The sequence below is a fragment of the Arthrobacter sp. 210 2 genome (assembly GCF_059093025.1).
The window spans coordinates 78,647-94,678 of record NZ_JBNHIE010000001.1; the positions used below are offsets into that span (position 1 = coordinate 78,647).

The 16,032-nt window shown below is 68.5% G+C and carries 17 protein-coding genes and 1 pseudogene; 9 read left to right on the forward strand and 9 right to left on the reverse strand.

Going from position 1 to position 16,032, the window contains the following annotated elements; all coding sequences use genetic code 11:
* Window positions 1–2: 2 nt before the first annotated feature.
* Both AC5RWA_RS00340 and AC5RWA_RS00345 read left to right on the forward strand, forming a co-directional pair.
* Window positions 3–821 (forward strand): oxygenase MpaB family protein, encoded by an 819-nt coding sequence (locus AC5RWA_RS00340; protein WP_494056111.1) that lies wholly within the window; start codon window positions 3–5, stop codon window positions 819–821.
* Entirely contained in the window at window positions 814–1,728 is a 915-nt protein-coding gene (locus AC5RWA_RS00345; protein WP_494056112.1) for a DUF817 domain-containing protein, read from the forward strand. Before AC5RWA_RS00340 ends, AC5RWA_RS00345 begins: the two co-directional genes overlap by 8 nt.
* On the opposite strand, the gene AC5RWA_RS00350 is transcribed toward AC5RWA_RS00345, so the two are convergent.
* The 5 genes from AC5RWA_RS00350 to AC5RWA_RS00370 are packed head-to-tail and all read right to left on the reverse strand — an operon-like array spanning window position 1,725 to window position 5,825.
* On the reverse strand, window positions 1,725–3,104 hold the full coding sequence (locus AC5RWA_RS00350; RefSeq protein ID WP_494056113.1) for an LLM class flavin-dependent oxidoreductase: 1,380 nt from the start codon (window positions 3,102–3,104) through the stop codon (window positions 1,725–1,727). The genes AC5RWA_RS00345 and AC5RWA_RS00350 overlap by 4 nt on opposite strands.
* A 25-nt stretch (window positions 3,105–3,129) precedes the next feature.
* Window positions 3,130–3,873, reverse strand: coding sequence for an ABC transporter ATP-binding protein (locus AC5RWA_RS00355; RefSeq protein WP_494056114.1), 744 nt, complete (start codon window positions 3,871–3,873; stop codon window positions 3,130–3,132).
* Complete coding sequence (locus tag AC5RWA_RS00360) at window positions 3,849–4,037, reverse strand: hypothetical protein (RefSeq protein ID WP_494056115.1); 189 nt, start codon at window positions 4,035–4,037, stop codon at window positions 3,849–3,851. Before AC5RWA_RS00360 ends, AC5RWA_RS00355 begins: the two co-directional genes overlap by 25 nt.
* Complete coding sequence (locus AC5RWA_RS00365; protein ID WP_494056116.1) at window positions 4,027–4,713, reverse strand: ABC transporter permease; 687 nt, start codon at window positions 4,711–4,713, stop codon at window positions 4,027–4,029. The genes AC5RWA_RS00360 and AC5RWA_RS00365 overlap by 11 nt, the downstream gene beginning before the upstream one ends.
* The gene (locus AC5RWA_RS00370) at window positions 4,710–5,825 is read right to left on the reverse strand and encodes an ABC transporter substrate-binding protein (RefSeq protein WP_494056117.1); all 1,116 of its coding nucleotides are present in this window, start codon (window positions 5,823–5,825) and stop codon (window positions 4,710–4,712) included. The genes AC5RWA_RS00365 and AC5RWA_RS00370 overlap by 4 nt, the downstream gene beginning before the upstream one ends.
* 474 nt (window positions 5,826–6,299) lie before the next feature.
* Between AC5RWA_RS00370 and AC5RWA_RS00375 the strand changes: the two genes are divergently transcribed.
* Entirely contained in the window at window positions 6,300–7,454 is a 1,155-nt protein-coding gene (locus tag AC5RWA_RS00375) for a PQQ-dependent sugar dehydrogenase (protein WP_494056118.1), read from the forward strand.
* Between the two features lie 4 nt (window positions 7,455–7,458).
* Entirely contained in the window at window positions 7,459–8,193 is a 735-nt protein-coding gene (locus AC5RWA_RS00380) for an SDR family NAD(P)-dependent oxidoreductase (protein ID WP_494056119.1), read from the forward strand.
* Between the two features lie 8 nt (window positions 8,194–8,201).
* Here AC5RWA_RS00380 and AC5RWA_RS00385 read toward each other — a convergent pair whose 3' ends face one another.
* Complete coding sequence (locus AC5RWA_RS00385; RefSeq protein WP_494056120.1) at window positions 8,202–9,095, reverse strand: helix-turn-helix transcriptional regulator; 894 nt, start codon at window positions 9,093–9,095, stop codon at window positions 8,202–8,204.
* Window positions 9,096–9,350: 255 nt separating this feature from the next.
* Between AC5RWA_RS00385 and AC5RWA_RS00390 the strand changes: the two are divergent.
* The 5 genes and pseudogenes from AC5RWA_RS00390 to AC5RWA_RS00410 all read left to right on the forward strand — a co-directional run.
* Window positions 9,351–9,440: pseudogene (locus AC5RWA_RS00390) on the forward strand (hypothetical protein); the annotation flags it as partial.
* Between the two features lie 7 nt (window positions 9,441–9,447).
* Window positions 9,448–10,473 carry an MFS transporter gene (locus AC5RWA_RS00395; protein WP_494056121.1) on the forward strand — a complete coding sequence of 342 codons (1,026 nt, stop codon included), beginning with the start codon at window positions 9,448–9,450 and terminating at the stop codon, window positions 10,471–10,473.
* Window positions 10,474–10,573: 100 nt separating this feature from the next.
* Window positions 10,574–11,614, forward strand: coding sequence for an NAD(P)-dependent alcohol dehydrogenase (locus AC5RWA_RS00400; RefSeq protein ID WP_494056122.1), 1,041 nt, complete (start codon window positions 10,574–10,576; stop codon window positions 11,612–11,614).
* Window positions 11,615–11,792: 178 nt separating this feature from the next.
* Window positions 11,793–12,569 carry a hypothetical protein gene (locus AC5RWA_RS00405; RefSeq protein ID WP_494056123.1) on the forward strand — a complete coding sequence of 259 codons (777 nt, stop codon included), beginning with the start codon at window positions 11,793–11,795 and terminating at the stop codon, window positions 12,567–12,569.
* 50 nt (window positions 12,570–12,619) lie between these two features.
* Window positions 12,620–12,799: a hypothetical protein gene (locus AC5RWA_RS00410; protein ID WP_079595056.1), complete on the forward strand. Its 180-nt coding sequence runs from the start codon at window positions 12,620–12,622 to the stop codon at window positions 12,797–12,799.
* A 15-nt stretch (window positions 12,800–12,814) separates the two neighbouring features.
* On the opposite strand, the gene AC5RWA_RS00415 is transcribed toward AC5RWA_RS00410, so the two are convergent.
* The 3 genes from AC5RWA_RS00415 to AC5RWA_RS00425 form a co-directional block, all read right to left on the reverse strand.
* Window positions 12,815–13,411, reverse strand: a complete 597-nt coding sequence (locus AC5RWA_RS00415; protein WP_494056124.1) for a GNAT family N-acetyltransferase — start codon at window positions 13,409–13,411, stop codon at window positions 12,815–12,817.
* Window positions 13,398–15,605, reverse strand: a complete 2,208-nt coding sequence (locus tag AC5RWA_RS00420) for a penicillin acylase family protein (protein WP_494056125.1) — start codon at window positions 15,603–15,605, stop codon at window positions 13,398–13,400. The genes AC5RWA_RS00415 and AC5RWA_RS00420 overlap by 14 nt, the downstream gene beginning before the upstream one ends.
* A 130-nt stretch (window positions 15,606–15,735) precedes the next feature.
* Complete coding sequence (locus AC5RWA_RS00425; RefSeq protein WP_494056126.1) at window positions 15,736–16,014, reverse strand: hypothetical protein; 279 nt, start codon at window positions 16,012–16,014, stop codon at window positions 15,736–15,738.
* Window positions 16,015–16,032 lie beyond the last annotated feature (18 nt).

The following is a 16,032-nucleotide window of genomic DNA, read 5'->3' on the forward strand; positions in this document are numbered from 1 at the left end:
AGATGGTGCGAGGAATGGCCGACTACGGCGGAGAAGGCATCCTGCTCGCCGGTGCGGGACGGGCCCTCCTTCTGCAGCTTGCCGACCCTGCCGTGGGCCGCGGCGTTGATGAGCACAGCACGTTCGTGGGGCGGCCGGTCAATCGGCTTAAGGGAACACTGACGTACGTCTACGCCATTGTGTACGGCACAGACGAGCAGGTGAACGAGGTCCGCCGCCGTGTGAACCGGGCGCATGTTCCGGTCCGCCGGGCCGATAACGAAGAATCTGCCGGGTACAACGCCTACGACCCCCAACTCCAGCTCTGGGTGGTGGCCACGCTGTACGACACAGCGATCACCATCATCGAAAAGATCTACGGCCCGCTCGACGACGAGTCAGCCGATGCGATGTACCGCGACTATGCGAGGATCGGCACAGCCCTGCAGCTTCCGCCGGACATGTGGCCGGAGGACCGGGAGGCCTTCCGCCGGTACTGGGACCAGCGCATCTCCACCCTCCGCGCGGAGGCCGGCGGGGTGCGCGTGGGCCGCGGCCTGCTGTTCCCGAAGCACACGGCGCTCTGGTACCGCGCCATCATTCCGCCCGCCAGGTTCCTCACCGCCGGGTTCCTGCCCCCGCACGTCCGGCAGGACTTCGGCCTGCCCTGGAGCGGCCGCCACCAGCGCCACTTCGACCGCACCATGCGCGTCCTCGCCCTCACCTACCCCAAACTTCCGCGGCGGATCAGGCACTGGTTCAAGGACTACTGCCTGGGCGAGCTGGATAAAGACCTCCGCAAGAACCGACAGTCCGCCCAGCGTCAGGGAGTACGTGCGTAGTTCCACCCAGGTAGAGCAGCGGATCGACGAACGGGCCCGCCGCTTCCTGGCCAAGGCCCCGGCCGGCGGTCTTACAGCAAAGTTCACTGAGTTCATCGTCTTCGGCCTCAAACAGGGCTGGGCCTGCATCTTCGGTGCCGCCCTCCTCGCGGTCCTCATGGCGGCCCGCCTCTGGTACCCGGACACGGCGGCGCTGGCCCGCAACGACTTCCTGACGCTCGCCGCCGTCACCATCCAGGTCCTGATGGTCGCCTTCAAGCTCGAGACCCTCCGTGAACTGCGGGTGATCATCCTGTTCCACCTGGTGGGCACGGTGATGGAGCTGTTCAAGACCGACGTCGGTTCCTGGTCCTACGAGGCCGAAGGCTTCCTGCGGATCGGGGCGGTGCCGCTCTTCAGCGGCTTTATGTACGCCGCGGTGGGCTCCTACATGGTCCGCGTCTACCGGCTGTTCGACCTGCGGTTCGCCAGCTATCCGCGGCGCTGGATCACGGCAATAATGGGCGCGGCCATCTACGCCAACTTCTTCACCCACCACTACATCTGGGACCTGCGCTGGGTGCTGCTTGCCGCCGTCGTGGTCATTTACGGCCGGTGCGTGATGCACTTCCGCGTGTTCCGGAAGCAGTTCCGCATGCCGCTGGTCATCGCGTTCCTGCTGGTGGCGCTGTTCATCTGGATCGCCGAGAACATCGCCACCTGGTCCGGCGCCTGGCTGTACCCGAGCCAGGTGGACGGCTGGCACCCCGTGGGCCTGGAGAAGCTGGTGGCCTGGTTCCTGCTGATGATCATCTCGGTGGTGCTGGTGGCGTGGGTCTACAAGCCCCAGCCACCGGAAGCCGCGGAAGGAGACGACGGTGACGGCGGCACCCGCCGGGGCGCCGCCGTCGAACCTTCCGCCCGCTAGAACGCCGATCCGATGGATGCCAGTTCCCCGGCACCCGAGCCGGCGTAGCGGTTGGCCGGGCGCTCCAGCCCGTAGTGTTCCCGCAGCGTCCTGCCGGTGTATTCGGTGCGGAACAGGCCGCGTTCCTGGAGGATGGGCACCACCTGGTCCACGAACGTCTCCAGCCCCGAGGGCAGCACCGGCGGCATGATGTTGAAGCCGTCCGCCGCGCCGCCGTCGAACCATTCCTGGATGGCGTCCGCAACCTGGACCGGGGTGCCGGTGAAGGTGCGGTGGCCGCGGCCGCCACCCAGGCGTCCGATCAGCTGACGGACCGTAAGCTTTTCGCGGCGGGCCAGCTGGACGATCAGCGTGTAGCGGCCCTTGGCACCCTCGATCTCGTCCTCGCTGGGCAGGTTGTCCGGCAGTTGGCGGTCCAGGGGCAGGTCCTCCGGGGAGACCCGCAGGGTCTTGGCCAGCTGGATCCGCGCGTATTCCGGCTTGATCAGCCGGTCCAGTTCGCGTTCCAGCTCCTGGGCTTCCGCTTCCGTTGCCCCGATGACCGGCACGATGCCCGGCAGGATCTTGATGCTTTCGGGATCGCGTCCGACGGCGGCGGTGCGCTTTTTGAGGTCCCGGTAGAAGGCCTGTGCATCCGCGAGCGTCTGGTGGGCGGTGAAGACGGCGTCCGCGTAGCGTGCGGCGAGGTCCTTGCCGTCCTCCGACGAGCCGGCCTGGACGATCAGCGGGTGGCCCTGCGGCGAGCGGGGCACGTTGAGCGGTCCCCGGACCTTGAAGTGCTTGCCCTCATGGTCAATCACGCGGATCTTGTCGGCATCGCCCCACACGCCCTCGGCCTTGTCCGCGGGCACTGCGTCATCCTGCCAGCTGTCCCACAGCTTCTGCGCCACCTCGATGAACTCGGCGGCACGTTCGTACCGGACGGCGTGGGCGGGCTGGTCGTCCACACCGAAGTTGCGTGCGGCGTCCGGGCCTGCTGTGGTGACCACGTTCCACCCCGCGCGCCCGCCGCTGGCCCAGTCCACGGATGCGAACCGGCGGGCCAGGTTGAAGGGTTCATTGTAGGTGGTGGAGGCGGTGGCGATCAGTCCGATGTGCTCGGTGGCGCCGGCGATGGCTGTAAGGAGCACGGTGGGCTCAAGCTTGCCCGAGGGGCGCCGGCCCACCTCGCCGAAGAGCACGGGGGAGTCGGCGAAGAAAATCGAGTCCAGCTTGCCGCGCTCGGCGGTCCGGGCGAGCTTTTTGTAGTGCTCGATGTCCGTGCTGGAGTGCGGGTCGCTTTCGGGCAGCCGCCAGGATGCCTCGTGGTGCCCGGTGCTCATCAGGAAGGCGTTGAGGTGGAGCGGGCGGTTCCGGGAGGGGTTTTCGGAAGTCATGGGATGGTCCTTCGGGTCGGGAGGGTCAGTGGCTGGTGCCGACGACGCCAAGGTCGGCAAGGAGGTCGCGGCGCAGGGCTTCGTGGCCGGCGGCATCCACCGCGGTGCTGACGTCCGGCGTTACGGTGCGGACGGTGGCAACGCGGCCGTGGTCCAGCACCACGATCCGGTCCGCGAGGGCGATGGCTTCGTCCACGTCGTGGGTCACCAGCAGGACGGCCGGGCGATGCAGGGCCACCAAGTCCTGGAGCAGCCCGTGCATCTTGATGCGGGTGAGGGCGTCGAGCGCGCCGAAGGGCTCGTCGGCCAGCAGCAGCTGCGGCTCGCGGACCAGCGACCGGGCCAGCGCCACGCGCTGCTGCTCGCCGCCGGAAAGCTCGTGGGGCCAGGATTTTTCCCGGCCGGCGAGCCCCACTTCGGCGAGGGCCTTGCGTGCCCGGGACTCGGCGTCGTGCTCCCGGAGGCCCAGGGTGACGTTGCCCAGCACGCTGTCCCAGGGCAGCAGCCGCGAATCCTGGAAGACCACGGACACGCGCTCCGGGACGGTGATGACGCCGCTGCCTTTCACGTCGTGGTCCAGCCCGGCGAGGGCCCGGAGCAGGGTGCTTTTGCCGCAGCCGCTGGGGCCGAGGAGGGCCACGAACTCGCCGGGGGCGATGTCCAGGTCCACGCCGTTCAGGACGCCTTTCGGGCCAAAGCCGCGGATCAGGTTCCGGACCGAAACTGCGTTGCCTGCGACGGCGGTCAGCCCGCCAGGGTGCGCTGCCATGAGAGGGCCTTTCGTTCGAGGAAGCGGACGGCGCCGTCGGACAGCAGGCCGAGGATGCCGTAGACGGCCAGTCCGAGAACAATGATGTTGGTTTGGCCATAGGTGCGGACGAGCTCCATCATGTAGCCGATGCCGCTGGTGGCGTTGATCTGTTCAACCACCACCAGGGACACCCAGGCTCCGGTGACGGTCGAAGCGGAGGCCAAGGAAGAACCCGGGCAGGGCGCCGGGAAGAACCACCTTGCGGATGAACGCTGCGCGGCTGAGCCCCACGGTCTGGGCGAGCTCGACGTAGCGCAAATCGGTGCCACGCAGGCCGGCGTGGGTTTGCAGGTAGATGGGGACGAAGACGCCCAGGGTGATGGTGAGGACCTTCATGGTCTCGTCGATGCCGAACCACAGGATGAGGAGCGGAATCAGGGCGAGGCCGGGGATGGCGCGCTTGATCTGCACCGGCCCGTCGATCAGTGCCTCACCTACGCGGCTCAGCCCGGACACGAGGGCCAGCAGGGCGCCGACCACGATGCCGAAGAACAACCCCAAACCGGCCCGCTGGGCGGAGATGGCGAGGTTTTCCTGCAGCCTGCCGTCCGCAAGGAGTTCACCGGCAGTGGCCACGACGGTCCAGGGTTCGGAGAGGATGCGCGGGTCCAGCAGCCCTGTTGCCGAGGCTACTGTCCACAGCGCCAGCAGGGCGGCGGGGCCCAGCAGCCAGGCCAGGCGCCGCCGTCGTCCGGGACCCAGCCTCCTGCCGGTGGGCCGCACGTCCTCGCATGCCGCCAGCGCCGGGTCCAGGTGGGGTTCGACGGCGGGACGTTCCAGGACCGGGGCGGCGCTCACGCTTCACCATCCTTGCCGGCCGCCGCGAAGGCGGTGCCGGCGATGGCCTCGAAGCGGGTGTCGTAGAGGTCCGCCGCCTTCAGCTGCGGCTTCTTCTGCTCCCGGGCCAGCAAATCGATGGTCTGCTGGTGCCGTTCGATCGCTTCGGTCCAGGTGGTGGGGACGTCCCGTTTGCCGGCGGCGTCGATCAGGTACTGGCCATCCTCCGCGGAGAGTCCCTGGTCCTTGATGTAGTAGCCTTCGAGCCATTCCTTGGGGTGGTCCTCGATCCAGCGCTGGGCTTTGCCCCAGGCTTCGACGTACTTGGCCAGCGCGGCGGCCTTGGCGGGATCGGCGAGGACCTTGGCGGGGGAGTACAGGTGGCCGGGGTCGTCGCGGAGGCCGTGGCGGAGGGTGGTGGCGCCGTCGGCCTTGTACTTGGCGAGGTACCGCTTGATTTGGACGCCGCCCAGCGGCGCTGCGTCAACCTGCTTGCTGGACAGCGCCGAGGAGTAGGCGTCGCCCGTGCTGGGCAGTTCGATGAGCTTCACGTCGTCCTGGGCGAGCCCGGCTTTTTCCAGGATCCGCAGGACCAGGGCGCCCTGGGCCTGGCCCGGGCTGTAGGCCAGCTTCTTGCCGCGCAGGTCCTCCAGTTTGGTGATCCCGGAGCCGGGGGCGACGCCGAGTTCGTACAGTGGGTGGTTCACGGCGTCCTGACGGTAGGCGCTGGCGATGATCCGGACGTCCAGCCCTGTCCAGGTGGCATGGATGGGCGGGATGTCCGCCACGGAGCCGACGTCCAGGGCGTTGGCCCGGAAGGCTTCGGTGGTCTGCGGGCCGCCGGAGATGTTGGCGAACTCCACGTTGATGCCGTCCAGGTCCTTGATCAGGCCGGACAGTTCCAGGGCAACCCGGATGCTGGGATCACCCACGGTGATGGTGGTTCCGGCGGGAACGGACGTGGCGAGCGGGGCGAAGGACGCCTGGCTGGTGGGGTTGCCGGCGGTGGCGGTTCCGCCGCAGGCCGTCAGGAGCCCGACGGCGGGAATCGCCAGGGGTGCGCCCAGGGCGCGCCGCCGGCTGAAAGCACGGTTGGAGGACTGTTGGGGCGGGGAGGATGCAGCGGGGGACATGCTGTGCCTTTCGAAGGGACGGTATGCGGGAATCAGGGCGCGACGAAGCGCCAGGGGACCCGGACAGCCGGGAAAAGGGAAGGAGGTGCGGGCCGCCGTCGGACGCTGTGGCGGTGGTGCTGTGATGTTGCGGTGCTGGGTCAGCGGCTGGTGGTTGAGCTTGTCGAAACCAGGGATGAGGTGCACATTCGGCGGAGGCAACACGGACCGAAAGTGCGGGTGCCTTGCGGGCTGCTGGATGGATGCGGCATCGGTCCTCCTGTTCACTGTCAGTTGGTGTTGCGCTTGGCCTGGCGTGTGCCGTGGAAACACCTAAGCACGGGCTGCAGGGCGATGGCCAGCACCTCGCAACGGAAGCGAAACGGAAGGAAACGGCGCTACTTATGGCGCCATCCGGGGGACAAACCGGGCAACCTGGCGCCACGATGCGCAACGGGGGTTAATGTGACTGGAACGAGTCGTTAGGAGAAGTACATGCGCCATTGGGCCCTTACGGCAGCTGCCCTCGGGACAGGCATCCTGCTGGCAGGCTGCACGGCACCGCCCGCGCCGCCGTCCAGCACGTCCCCTGCCCCGGCGTCATCCGCCCCGGTTCCGTCCGGGCCACCTGCATCTCCACCACCCACATCCGAACAGCCCAGCGAACCCACCAGGACGGCGGCCGGCACCATCGGCGGCGAACCCCGGCCTGTGGCAACGGACCTCCAGGCCCCGTGGTCCGTGGTGTTCCGCGACGGCACGCCGCTGGTCAGCGAGCGGAACAGCGGACGCATCCTCGAACTCGCCGCGGATGGTTCCTCGCGGTCCATCGGGACGGTCGAGGGCGTGGCGGACCGGGGCGAGGCAGGGCTGCTGGGCCTGGCCGTGGGCAGCGGGGGAGACCTGTACGTCTATTCGACGGCGGAGGACGGCAACCGGGTCCAGCGCTTCCCCATCACCGGCACGGCGGGATCGCTGGCCCTGGGACAGCCGCAGACACTCCTTGACGGGATTCCCGCCGCAAGTACCCACGACGGCGGCCGCATCGCCTTTGGTCCCGACGGCATGCTGTACGTGACGGCAGGGGACGCGCAACAGCGCGACAGCGCCCAGGACCGGGAATCACTGGCCGGCAAGATCCTGCGGATGACCCCCGAGGGCGATGTTCCGGCCGATAACCCGTTCCCGGGCTCCCTGACCTACAGTTACGGGCACCGGAACCCGCAGGGATTAGCGTGGGCGGACGACGGAACCATGTTCGCCACCGAATTCGGGCAGAACACCTGGGACGAGCTGAACATCATCACCGCCGGCGCCAACTATGGCTGGCCCACCGTCGAGGGGATCGCCGGCAGGGAGGGCTTTGTGGATCCCGTGCAGCAGTGGCAAACCGGTGCCGCCAGTCCCAGCGGGATGGCGCATGCCGGCGGAACCCTGTTCATCGCCAACCTTCGGGGACAGGTCCTTCGGTCGGTCCCCGTCTCCGACCCCACCACGTCCACCGAGCACTACAGCCGTGAGTACGGTCGGATCCGTGATGTCGCGCTGGCTCCGGACGGTCAGCTGTGGTTCCTGACCAACAACACCGACGGCCGGGGTGACCCGGAGCCCGGGGATGACCGGATCCTCGCAGTGCCTCTGGTTGAGTAGTGGCATGGCCAGGGTACTGATTACCGGTTCCGCCGGCGGGCTTGGGTTGAATACCGCGAAGGAACTGATCCGGCTGGGCCACGAGGTGGTGCTGCACGCCAGGAGCGAATCACGGCTGGACGATGTGTCCGGGCTGCGGGACCAGGCCCGCGGCGCGGTGTCCGGCGACCTCGCCAACCCCGCAGAGGCCATAAGGGTTGCGGAGGAGGCCGAGTCCTTCGGCCCCTTCGACGCGGTCATCCACAACGCCGGCGTCTACCGTGGCCCGCACATCATCAGCGTGAACACGGTTGCGCCGTATGTCATGACCGCCGTCATAGGCAGGCCGCACCGGATCGTTTATCTCAGCAGCGGCATGCACCGCTCCGGCTCCACGGACCTCGCCACGGTGGACTGGGCGGATGCAACCGGCCGGCCGGGCGCCTACTCGGACAGCAAGCTGTACGTCACCGCACTCGCGGCGGCGGTGGCGGTGCGCTGGCCGGACGTCGCCAGCAACGCGGTGGATCCCGGCTGGGTCCCGACGCGGATGGGCGGCCCGGGCGCACCGGATGACCTGGAACTGGGTCATGCCACCCAGGTATGGCTCGCGTTGGACGCGGACAACGCTGCAGGTTCAGGCGGGTACTGGTTCCACCAGCAGCGGCGGAAATCGCACCCGGCGGTGGGCAGCGAAGCGTTCAGGGCCGAACTGCTGGACCGGCTGGAACAGTACACCGGTATCGGTCTGCCAGACTAACCTTCCGGCTAGCTCCGGGCGTGGGCCAGGGCTGCCTCGACAATGTTCTCCGTGGCAGCCCAGGACGCCAGGAGTTTCAGGGCCTCGTCCGAGGGGCTGCCCGGCGTGGCAGGGTAGACCGTGAGGGTATGGCCCGGGTCCTCCTCCAGGCCCAGGACCTGGTAGTTCAGTTCGAGCAGGCCCACCACCGGGTGCTTGAAGATCTTTGTTCCGGCGTAGTGCCGCCGGACGTTGTGGGCTGCCCAGCGGGTCCGGAATTCGTCACTGCGCATGGAAAGTTCGCCCACCAGCTCGGCGATGCCCTTGTCGTGCGGGCTGCGGCCCGCTTCCCGGCGCAGGATGGCCACGTTCACGTTGGCCGCCCGGTCCCAGTCGGTGTAGAAATCGTGTGCCCGGGGGTCCAGGAAGATGAACCGGGAATGGTTCGCCGGCCGGGCCGTGCCGCGGTACATGTCCGAGTACAACGCATAGCCCAGGGTGTTGGCCTCCACAACGTCCAACCGGTTGTTCCCGATAAAGGCCGGCGCCCCCGTAATGGTGTCCAGGAGATACTGCAGCTCCGGCCGCACCCCTGACGGGGCAGAGCCGCCGGCGCTCGCAGCCCGTTTGCGTCCCGATGTGTTGGCCGCCCGGGCGAGGTCGTAGAGGTGGTCATGTTCCGCGCGGTCCAGCTCGAGTGCCCGCGCGATGGCGTCCAGCACACTGTCGGACACTCCCGTGAGGTTTCCGCGCTCCAGCCTCGTGTAGTAGTCCACGCTGACCCCGGCCAGCCGCGCCACTTCCTCACGCCGCAGTCCCGGCACCCGCCGCCGCCCGCCGTATGGTTCCAGTCCCGCCTGCTCGGGTGTGATCCGTCCACGGCGGGTCGAAAGGAACTGTCGTACCTCGGCTCGGTTATCCATAGGGACACGTTACGACGAAACCGAAAGCCGTAAGGAGGGTCTGCCAGAACCAGTTACGGCAGGACCCTCGCTACGTTTCCCGGCAGCCGCTTTGATGGAACAGTCCCCCTTTGCCACCACCGGATGGAGCACCACCGCATGCGCGCAAGCGTCACGAACGCCCCGGACGGCCTCCGGCCAGCGCCCGGTGCCGTGCCTGCCGCCCTGGTTGCCACGGTCATCTTCCTGACAGCCGTGGCGCCGCTGGCCACCGACATGTACGTTCCGGCCTTCCCGCAGGTGTCGGAGGAGTTCGGCACCACCGCGTCCGCTGTTCAGTTGACGCTGACCACGTTCTTCGCCGGCATGGGGCTTGGACAGCTGGTGGGCGGCCCTTTCAGCGACCAGCGCGGCCGGCGGGCTGCCGCTGGTGGCGGGCACCGTCCTGATGGCAGCGGCGTCCATTGCCTGTGCCACCGCACCCGACGTCGGGATCCTGATGCTGGCCCGGTTCCTGCAGGGCTTCGGCGGCGGCTGGGCCATGGTCATCGGCCGGGCCGTCATCGTGGACCTGGCCCATGGACCGCAGCTGGTCCGCGTCCTCAACCTGGTGATGGGAATAGGCGGCGTGGCACCCATCATCAGCCCCCTCCTCGGCGCGGTCATCCTCCAGCTGACCGGGTGGCGGATGACGTTCTGGTCGCTGGCCGCCCTCGGCATCCTGATGACCCTCTGCGCGCTGTTCATCGTTCCGGAGACGCTGCCGCCGGAAAAGCGGCACGCAGGCGGGCTGGGGGAATTCGGCGGCGCGGCGAAGGCCGTCCTCTCAAACCGCCGCTTTGTCGGCTACGTCGTGGTGGCGTCGTCGGCCTTTATTGCCCTGTTCGCCTACGTGGCCACGTCAGCATTCATCCTGCAGAACATGAACGGGCTCTCGCCCGTGGCGTACTCGATCGTCTTCGCCGCGAATGCGGGCGGCATGACCATCGCCGCGCTGGTCTCGGCGCGCCTGGCCGGGCGCGTGCCGACCCGCCGCGTCATCCTCACAGGCCAGGTCATCGCCCTTGCCGCCGGGGTGGCCATGCTGGCCGGAGCCCTATGGTGGGCCACGCCGCTGCTGGTGGCGATGGGCAGCTTCTTCGCCCTCATGGTGGCGCAGGGCCTGATCAACACCAACGGCGGCGCCCTCGCCTCGGCGGAGGTGCCCGAACACCCCGGCACCAGCTCGGCGGTACTCGGACTTGTCCAGTGGACCACCGCAGGCGTCGTCGCGCCGATTGCCGGGCTGGGCGGCACCGGGACGGCCGTCCCCATGGCGCTGCTCATGATCGGCGGGGCACTGCTGTCCCTGCTCGGCCTCCTCGTCCTGGCCCGACCCGCTAAAGGGGTTCTGCCATAACCCGTTACAGCAGGGCCCTCGCCGGGCACCCCAACAGCGGGTTTGATGTTAATGAACCCCTGTAGCATTTCGTTATCCCCCAAAGAACCACAGGAGAACCATGACCACCGTCAAGGCCTATGCATCCCCGTCCGCCACAGAGGACCTCGTTTCAACCACCATCGAGCGCCGCCCCGTCGGCCCCCACGACGTCCTGATCGAGATCAAGTTCGCCGGCATCTGCCACTCGGACATCCACACCGTCCGCGGCGACTGGGGCCTGCAGCAGTACCCGCTGGTTCCCGGGCACGAAATCGCCGGCGTTGTCACGGAGGTGGGTTCCGCCGTCACCAAGCACGCCGTGGGCGACCGGGTGGGCGTTGGCTGCATGGTCAACTCCTGCCGCGAGTGCGCCAACTGCGTCAAGGGCGAGGAGCAGTACTGCCTCAACGGCATGGTGGGCACCTACGGCGCCGTTGACCGCGACGGGACCATCACCCAGGGCGGCTACTCCACGCACGTGGTGGTCACCGAAGACTTCGTGGTGCGCATCCCCGAAGGCATCGAGCTCGACGTCGCCGCGCCGCTGCTCTGCGCCGGCATCACCACGTTCTCTCCGCTGCACCGCTGGGGCGCCGGCCCGGGCAAGAAGGTAGCCGTCGTGGGACTGGGCGGACTTGGGCACATGGCCGTCAAGCTCGCGTCCGCGATGGGCGCCGACGTGATCGTCCTCTCCCAGTCGCTGAAGAAGCAGGAGGACGGGCTGCGCCTGGGTGCCACCGGCTACTACGCCACCAGCGACCCCTCCACCTTCGAGCAGCTCGCCGGCTCGTTCGACCTGATCATCAACACGGTCAGCGCCTCGATCGACATCAGCTCCTACCTCCAGCTGCTGACCCTCGACGGGGCCCTGGTGAACGTCGGCGCCCCCGCCGAGCCGCTGCCGGTCAACGCCTTCGCGCTGATCACGGGCCGCCGCTCCTTCGCCGGTTCCATGATCGGCGGCATCCGCGAAACCCAGGAGATGCTGGACTTCTGCGCCGCCCACGGCATCGGTGCGGAGGTCGAGGTGATCCCCGCGGACAAGATCAACGACGCCTACGAGCGCGTCCTGGCCTCGGACGTCCGGTACCGCTTCGTGATCGACGCCGCCACCCTGTAACACGGACATCGCGACGGCGGGCCGGTTCCTTGTGGGACCGGCCCGCCGTCTGCATGGGGCCGGGAACAGTTTTGTTATTCGCCGCAACGGTTGGGCGGCAATCCAGCGGTTTCTGGTCCTTCGTGCGCCCGCGGTTCCACAATGAAGGGACAGGTTTTTCGTACCCTGGGAGGGTGTGATGAGAAGGTCCCGCGGTCTGTTTCCCGCATTGATCCTGGTTGGTGTTGCGGTTGCCGGGTGCGGCCCGCAGGCAGGGCAGCCCACGGCCACCACGCCGGCGGCGACGAGCACTGCCCCCACCCCGTCCGTCACTACCGCGCCGCCGTCTGCCTCGCCGTCGCCCGTGCAGACGGCCACCGCAACCGCCACCGTGGAACCTTCAGCCACCGCCACAGCCACCAAGGCGGCCTGGAAGACATTCACGACGGCGGACGGGCAGCTGGCCTTCGACCTTCCGCCCGCGTGGAGCGTGCGGGACCCGGCCGGGGAGCTGCCCGAAGGCGGCGGGGCCTTCGCCGAGGTGACCAACGAAGCGGGCCGGCCACTGGCCACGCTGCGGACCAACATGGCCACGGGATCCACCTGCATGGAGAAGTACCCCTTCTCCGAGTTTGAGTCGCAGCAGATGCCGGCCCTGGCCCAGAACGGGGATGTGCCCCGGTACGTCTTTGAAACCCGCGGCGACGCCACCGCTCCCGGCCCGGCCGATACCCCGGCTGCCGCTTACGGCATCACCACAGTTGAGGCTCCCACCGGCGACACTGCCTGCCCCATCTTCCATTTCTTCACGTGGCCGCCCACCGCCGCCATGTTCGGTGCCTTCTACAACCCGGACAACAACAGGACCCCCGGCAGCGAGTCCTTGCCGTACCTAGAACAGGCCCGGAAGTACATGGACACCACCGAATACCAGAACATCCGGCGGATGATCACCTCGCTCCGGCCGGCCGGCTAAACGGCCCGGTATTCCGCCATCCGAGCCGCCAGCCACAACGAATCACTGTCATGAACTATTACAGCCCGGCGGCGCAGGAAAGAGCCCTGGATGCCGCATACGACGCAGTGGAGAAAGTCCTCGACGGAATGTTCGCCCCGTTGAGCCGGCACGCGATGAACGCACGCTGGAACCAGGCCTGCGAGGCCATGGCCAAGTACCTGGAAGCAAAGGACAGCGGCGAAGAGTAGGGCCCTGGCCGGGCCCTACCCGGCCGGACGTGCTTCGAACTTTTCCCGGGTCAGGAACACCAGCCGCGCTTCCTTTTCGGCCAGCTGGACCGTGGGACCGGCCTCAAACCCGAACGCCACGAAGCGCCCGATCGCCTTGCTGTTCCTAGCGTCCGGCTCCGCCACCACCCGGTCCTTGGCCGGATCCGAGAACAGGAACCGGACCAGGCCGGACAGCAGGGTGGGCGTGAAGTTGGGGACCGGGCGTGCGGCCGGGGCCAGCAGCAGGTGCAGGCCGGCGTCCTCAGCCCGTGCCGGGTAGGCCTCCGCCACCGGATCTTCCAGGGGCTCATAGGTCTGGAAGATGCCGGCCGGCTGGCCGTCCACCGTCATCAGGTATCCGTGGTGCGTGTCCAGGCTTTCCAGGAACAGGTAGATGTCCCGCACTTCGTCCCGGTCCAGTCCGTTCATGCCCCAGAACCGGGCCCGATCCTCGCGCACCCAGCCATGGATCAGGTCCGCGTCTTCCTCCGGCGCCAGGCGGAGCAGCCGCAGCCGGCCCAGCCCCGGAAGGTCCTCCTCGTAAACGGCCTCCCGGTCGGCGTACGGAAGGGCGGTGTCAGTGCTGGTCATGGTTCTCCTTCGTGAGCTGGTCCCAGTCGGTGATGACGGGGAGAAGTTCGCCGGCGGCCCACAGCTGCATCTGGCTGAGGAAGTTGTCATCGGCAGGGTTGCCGGACGCACCGAACGGCACGATCCACCGGCTTTTCGCCCGGTCCGAAAGGTCCCACACATAGCGGGCCACCGGTCCGCGGAACGAGGCGTCCGTGACCCCCGGCAGGCTTTCCGTGCACAGCACGCAGCCGGTGTCCCCGGACAGGGCGGTGGGCGGAACGGCGGGCGCAGCGGCACCCGTCGCCGGGTAGTCCGCCGCGGCATGCAGCGGCAGCACGGTGTGGGTTTCTCCCCAGGCAGCGGACGACGGCGCCGCTGCCGCCACCTCAAGCGCCTGGCTCACCGCGGCAGGGACATCGATCCCGAAGGCGGCCCCTGTGGCGAGGATGGTTTCGAGCGCGAAGCCCACCCTTGCCACCGGGTTCAGCCACGGCGCGAACAGGGGAGAGTGCCCGGCCGGCGCGGCGAGCGGTGCCAGCAGGGGAGTCCCGGCCAAGGCCACCACCAGCGCTGACCGCCACGCCGCAAAGGATGCTGCGTCCGTGCTGCCGGCATGCATCTGTCCGTCCCAGCCCAGCAGCCGCTCCCGCAGTTCCGCCGCGGCGGCGGACAGGGGCAACGCGGGGTCACTTCCGGCCGCATTTCGGCGTTGGATTGGGCGCGGAGTGACCCCGCGTTGCTTGGTGGTGCTGTGATCCAGATCCAGGTCCACCAGCACTTGGCGCAGCGCAGGCCAGGATCCGAGCCGGCAGTCCATATGGATGCGCTGCATGTCGTCAGCGGTGAGTCCAGGCGCAGTGCTGATCCCCGGGGCGCTGTGCAGTCCGGTGCCGGCCTGTTCTTCGAGCAGCTGCCGGATGCGCCGTGCCCGGTGGGCAGGGGCGAATTCCAGGCCGGTCAAGTCCCCGCCGCCTGAAGCACGGTCGTTGGCGTTGACGGCCAGCCTGTCCACGCGGGACGCCGGCAGGTCCACCCAGTCCCCGTGCCACTGGTGGTCCGGGGATTCCGCCGGAACAGGCCGGACCCGGTTCTCCGGGTTGCGCACCGGAACCTTGCCGGCCACCAGCTGCCGGACATCCCCGCCGGAATCTGCGGCCAGGACGCAGTTGACCGGCTCCACCCATGCTTCCAGGGCAGCCGCAACATCACCGGCGGAACGGCTCCTCAAAAGCGGCAGGAGGGCCTCGAAACCCAGCCGTCCCGCTGCCCTGGACGGTGTCCGCAGGCTCAGCGCGCCGCCGTCGGGCCCGCCGGAAATGACCGGTCCGCGCTGAGTTTCGATGATGTCCACCGTATCGGCGGAAGCGCCGCGCACCAGGATCTTCTCCTGATGGTTCGCGGGCACCGGCTCCCAGCCGTCCGGTCCGAGGGCCAGCAGGGCATCTCCGTCCCGGCGCAGCTGCTCGCTGTAGAGGTCCTGGTAATCGGCCATTGCATTGGTGACCGCCCACGCCGCGGACCCCGTGTGGCCGAAGTGCGGCAGCCCGGGCACGCCGGGAAAAGCCAGCCCGACGACGTCGAACTCCGGGCAGGCGAGCCGCACCTGCTGGTAGACGCCCGGCAGCTCCATGAGCCGGTGCGGGTCCCCGGCAACCAGGGGCGAACCCGTGGCGGTCAGGCCACCGGCAACAGCCCACGCGTTGCTGCCGGCCCACACGGGCGCCTCAATGCTGAACAGCCCCACCGCATCCGGGCCGAGGGCCTTGGCCACCTGGTCCCGCCAGAGCTTGTTGGGAAAGGTGCTGAACAGGATGTGGTGGACCAGGAAAACACCCAGCGGAGTCCACGGCTCCCAGGCGGCGGGCGCCGTGCGGGTGTCCCCGAACTCGCGGGCGTCCCGGCGGCCGGAGCGAAGGGCATCATTGACGCCGTCCACGTAGGCCGTGCACCACCGCTGCGTGGCCGGGTCCAGGTTCTCGAAGCAGCGGCGTGCCGTGTCATCGATGCGGGCCTGGCGCGCGAACCGGTCCCACGGCAGCCCTTCAGGGCCCAGCTGTTCGGCGGTCCGGCCCTCCGACCGCCAGCGCTCCATTTCGATCTGCCAGGACCGGTCCGTGGCGGCGTTCTGCCCCTGCAAAAACGCCAGCTCATGAGCCGAGCCGGCGCGCAGGTGGGGAATGCCCCAGGGGTCGCGGAAGGTCTCAGCGGGCATGGGATCGCGGAGCTGGTGAGGTGGTGGGCACGTGAAATCCTTCTTCTTAGGCAAGCCTAAGTAAGGGTACGTGGCCGGTTCCAGCTTGCCCAAAACGCGGGGCGCAACAAAGCGGCGGCGGACTCCGCGGTCAGGAGCCGGAAGGGTCCGCTTCGCTGTCGATCTCCGCCAGCACGTCTGCCGCGTTTGGGTTGCCGCCGGCCGCAAGACGCCGCAGTTCGTCCAGGTCGTTCCTTTCAGCGGCCAGCTCCACCAGCTGGTCGGCTGCATCCCGGCTTCCGGAGGCTGCCAGGCTGCGGAGCTCAGCCATGTCCCCCCGTTCGGCGGCCTGCTCGATCAGCTCATCGACGGCATCGGAATCACCGCGGGCGGCGCGCTGCCTCAGCAGCTCAAGCTCCGGATCGGACATGATGCGCCTTTCGTGAGG

Bases quoted from the DNA above. Each gene is read 5' to 3' on its own strand.
- AC5RWA_RS00340 (WP_494056111.1), top strand. From the start codon at position 3: ATGGTGCGAGGAATGGCCGACTACGGCGGAGAAGGCATCCTGCTCGCC.
- AC5RWA_RS00350 (WP_494056113.1), bottom strand. From the start codon at position 3,104: ATGACTTCCGAAAACCCCTCCCGGAACCGCCCGCTCCACCTCAACGCC.
- AC5RWA_RS00355 (WP_494056114.1), bottom strand. From the start codon at position 3,873: ATGGCAGCGCACCCTGGCGGGCTGACCGCCGTCGCAGGCAACGCAGTT.
- AC5RWA_RS00370 (WP_494056117.1), bottom strand. From the start codon at position 5,825: ATGTCCCCCGCTGCATCCTCCCCGCCCCAACAGTCCTCCAACCGTGCT.
- AC5RWA_RS00375 (WP_494056118.1), top strand. From the start codon at position 6,300: ATGCGCCATTGGGCCCTTACGGCAGCTGCCCTCGGGACAGGCATCCTG.
- AC5RWA_RS00380 (WP_494056119.1), top strand. From the start codon at position 7,459: ATGGCCAGGGTACTGATTACCGGTTCCGCCGGCGGGCTTGGGTTGAAT.
- AC5RWA_RS00385 (WP_494056120.1), bottom strand. From the start codon at position 9,095: ATGGATAACCGAGCCGAGGTACGACAGTTCCTTTCGACCCGCCGTGGA.
- AC5RWA_RS00400 (WP_494056122.1), top strand. From the start codon at position 10,574: ATGACCACCGTCAAGGCCTATGCATCCCCGTCCGCCACAGAGGACCTC.
- AC5RWA_RS00405 (WP_494056123.1), top strand. From the start codon at position 11,793: ATGAGAAGGTCCCGCGGTCTGTTTCCCGCATTGATCCTGGTTGGTGTT.
- AC5RWA_RS00410 (WP_079595056.1), top strand. From the start codon at position 12,620: ATGAACTATTACAGCCCGGCGGCGCAGGAAAGAGCCCTGGATGCCGCA.
- AC5RWA_RS00415 (WP_494056124.1), bottom strand. From the start codon at position 13,411: ATGACCAGCACTGACACCGCCCTTCCGTACGCCGACCGGGAGGCCGTT.
- AC5RWA_RS00420 (WP_494056125.1), bottom strand. From the start codon at position 15,605: ATGCCCGCTGAGACCTTCCGCGACCCCTGGGGCATTCCCCACCTGCGC.
- AC5RWA_RS00425 (WP_494056126.1), bottom strand. From the start codon at position 16,014: ATGTCCGATCCGGAGCTTGAGCTGCTGAGGCAGCGCGCCGCCCGCGGT.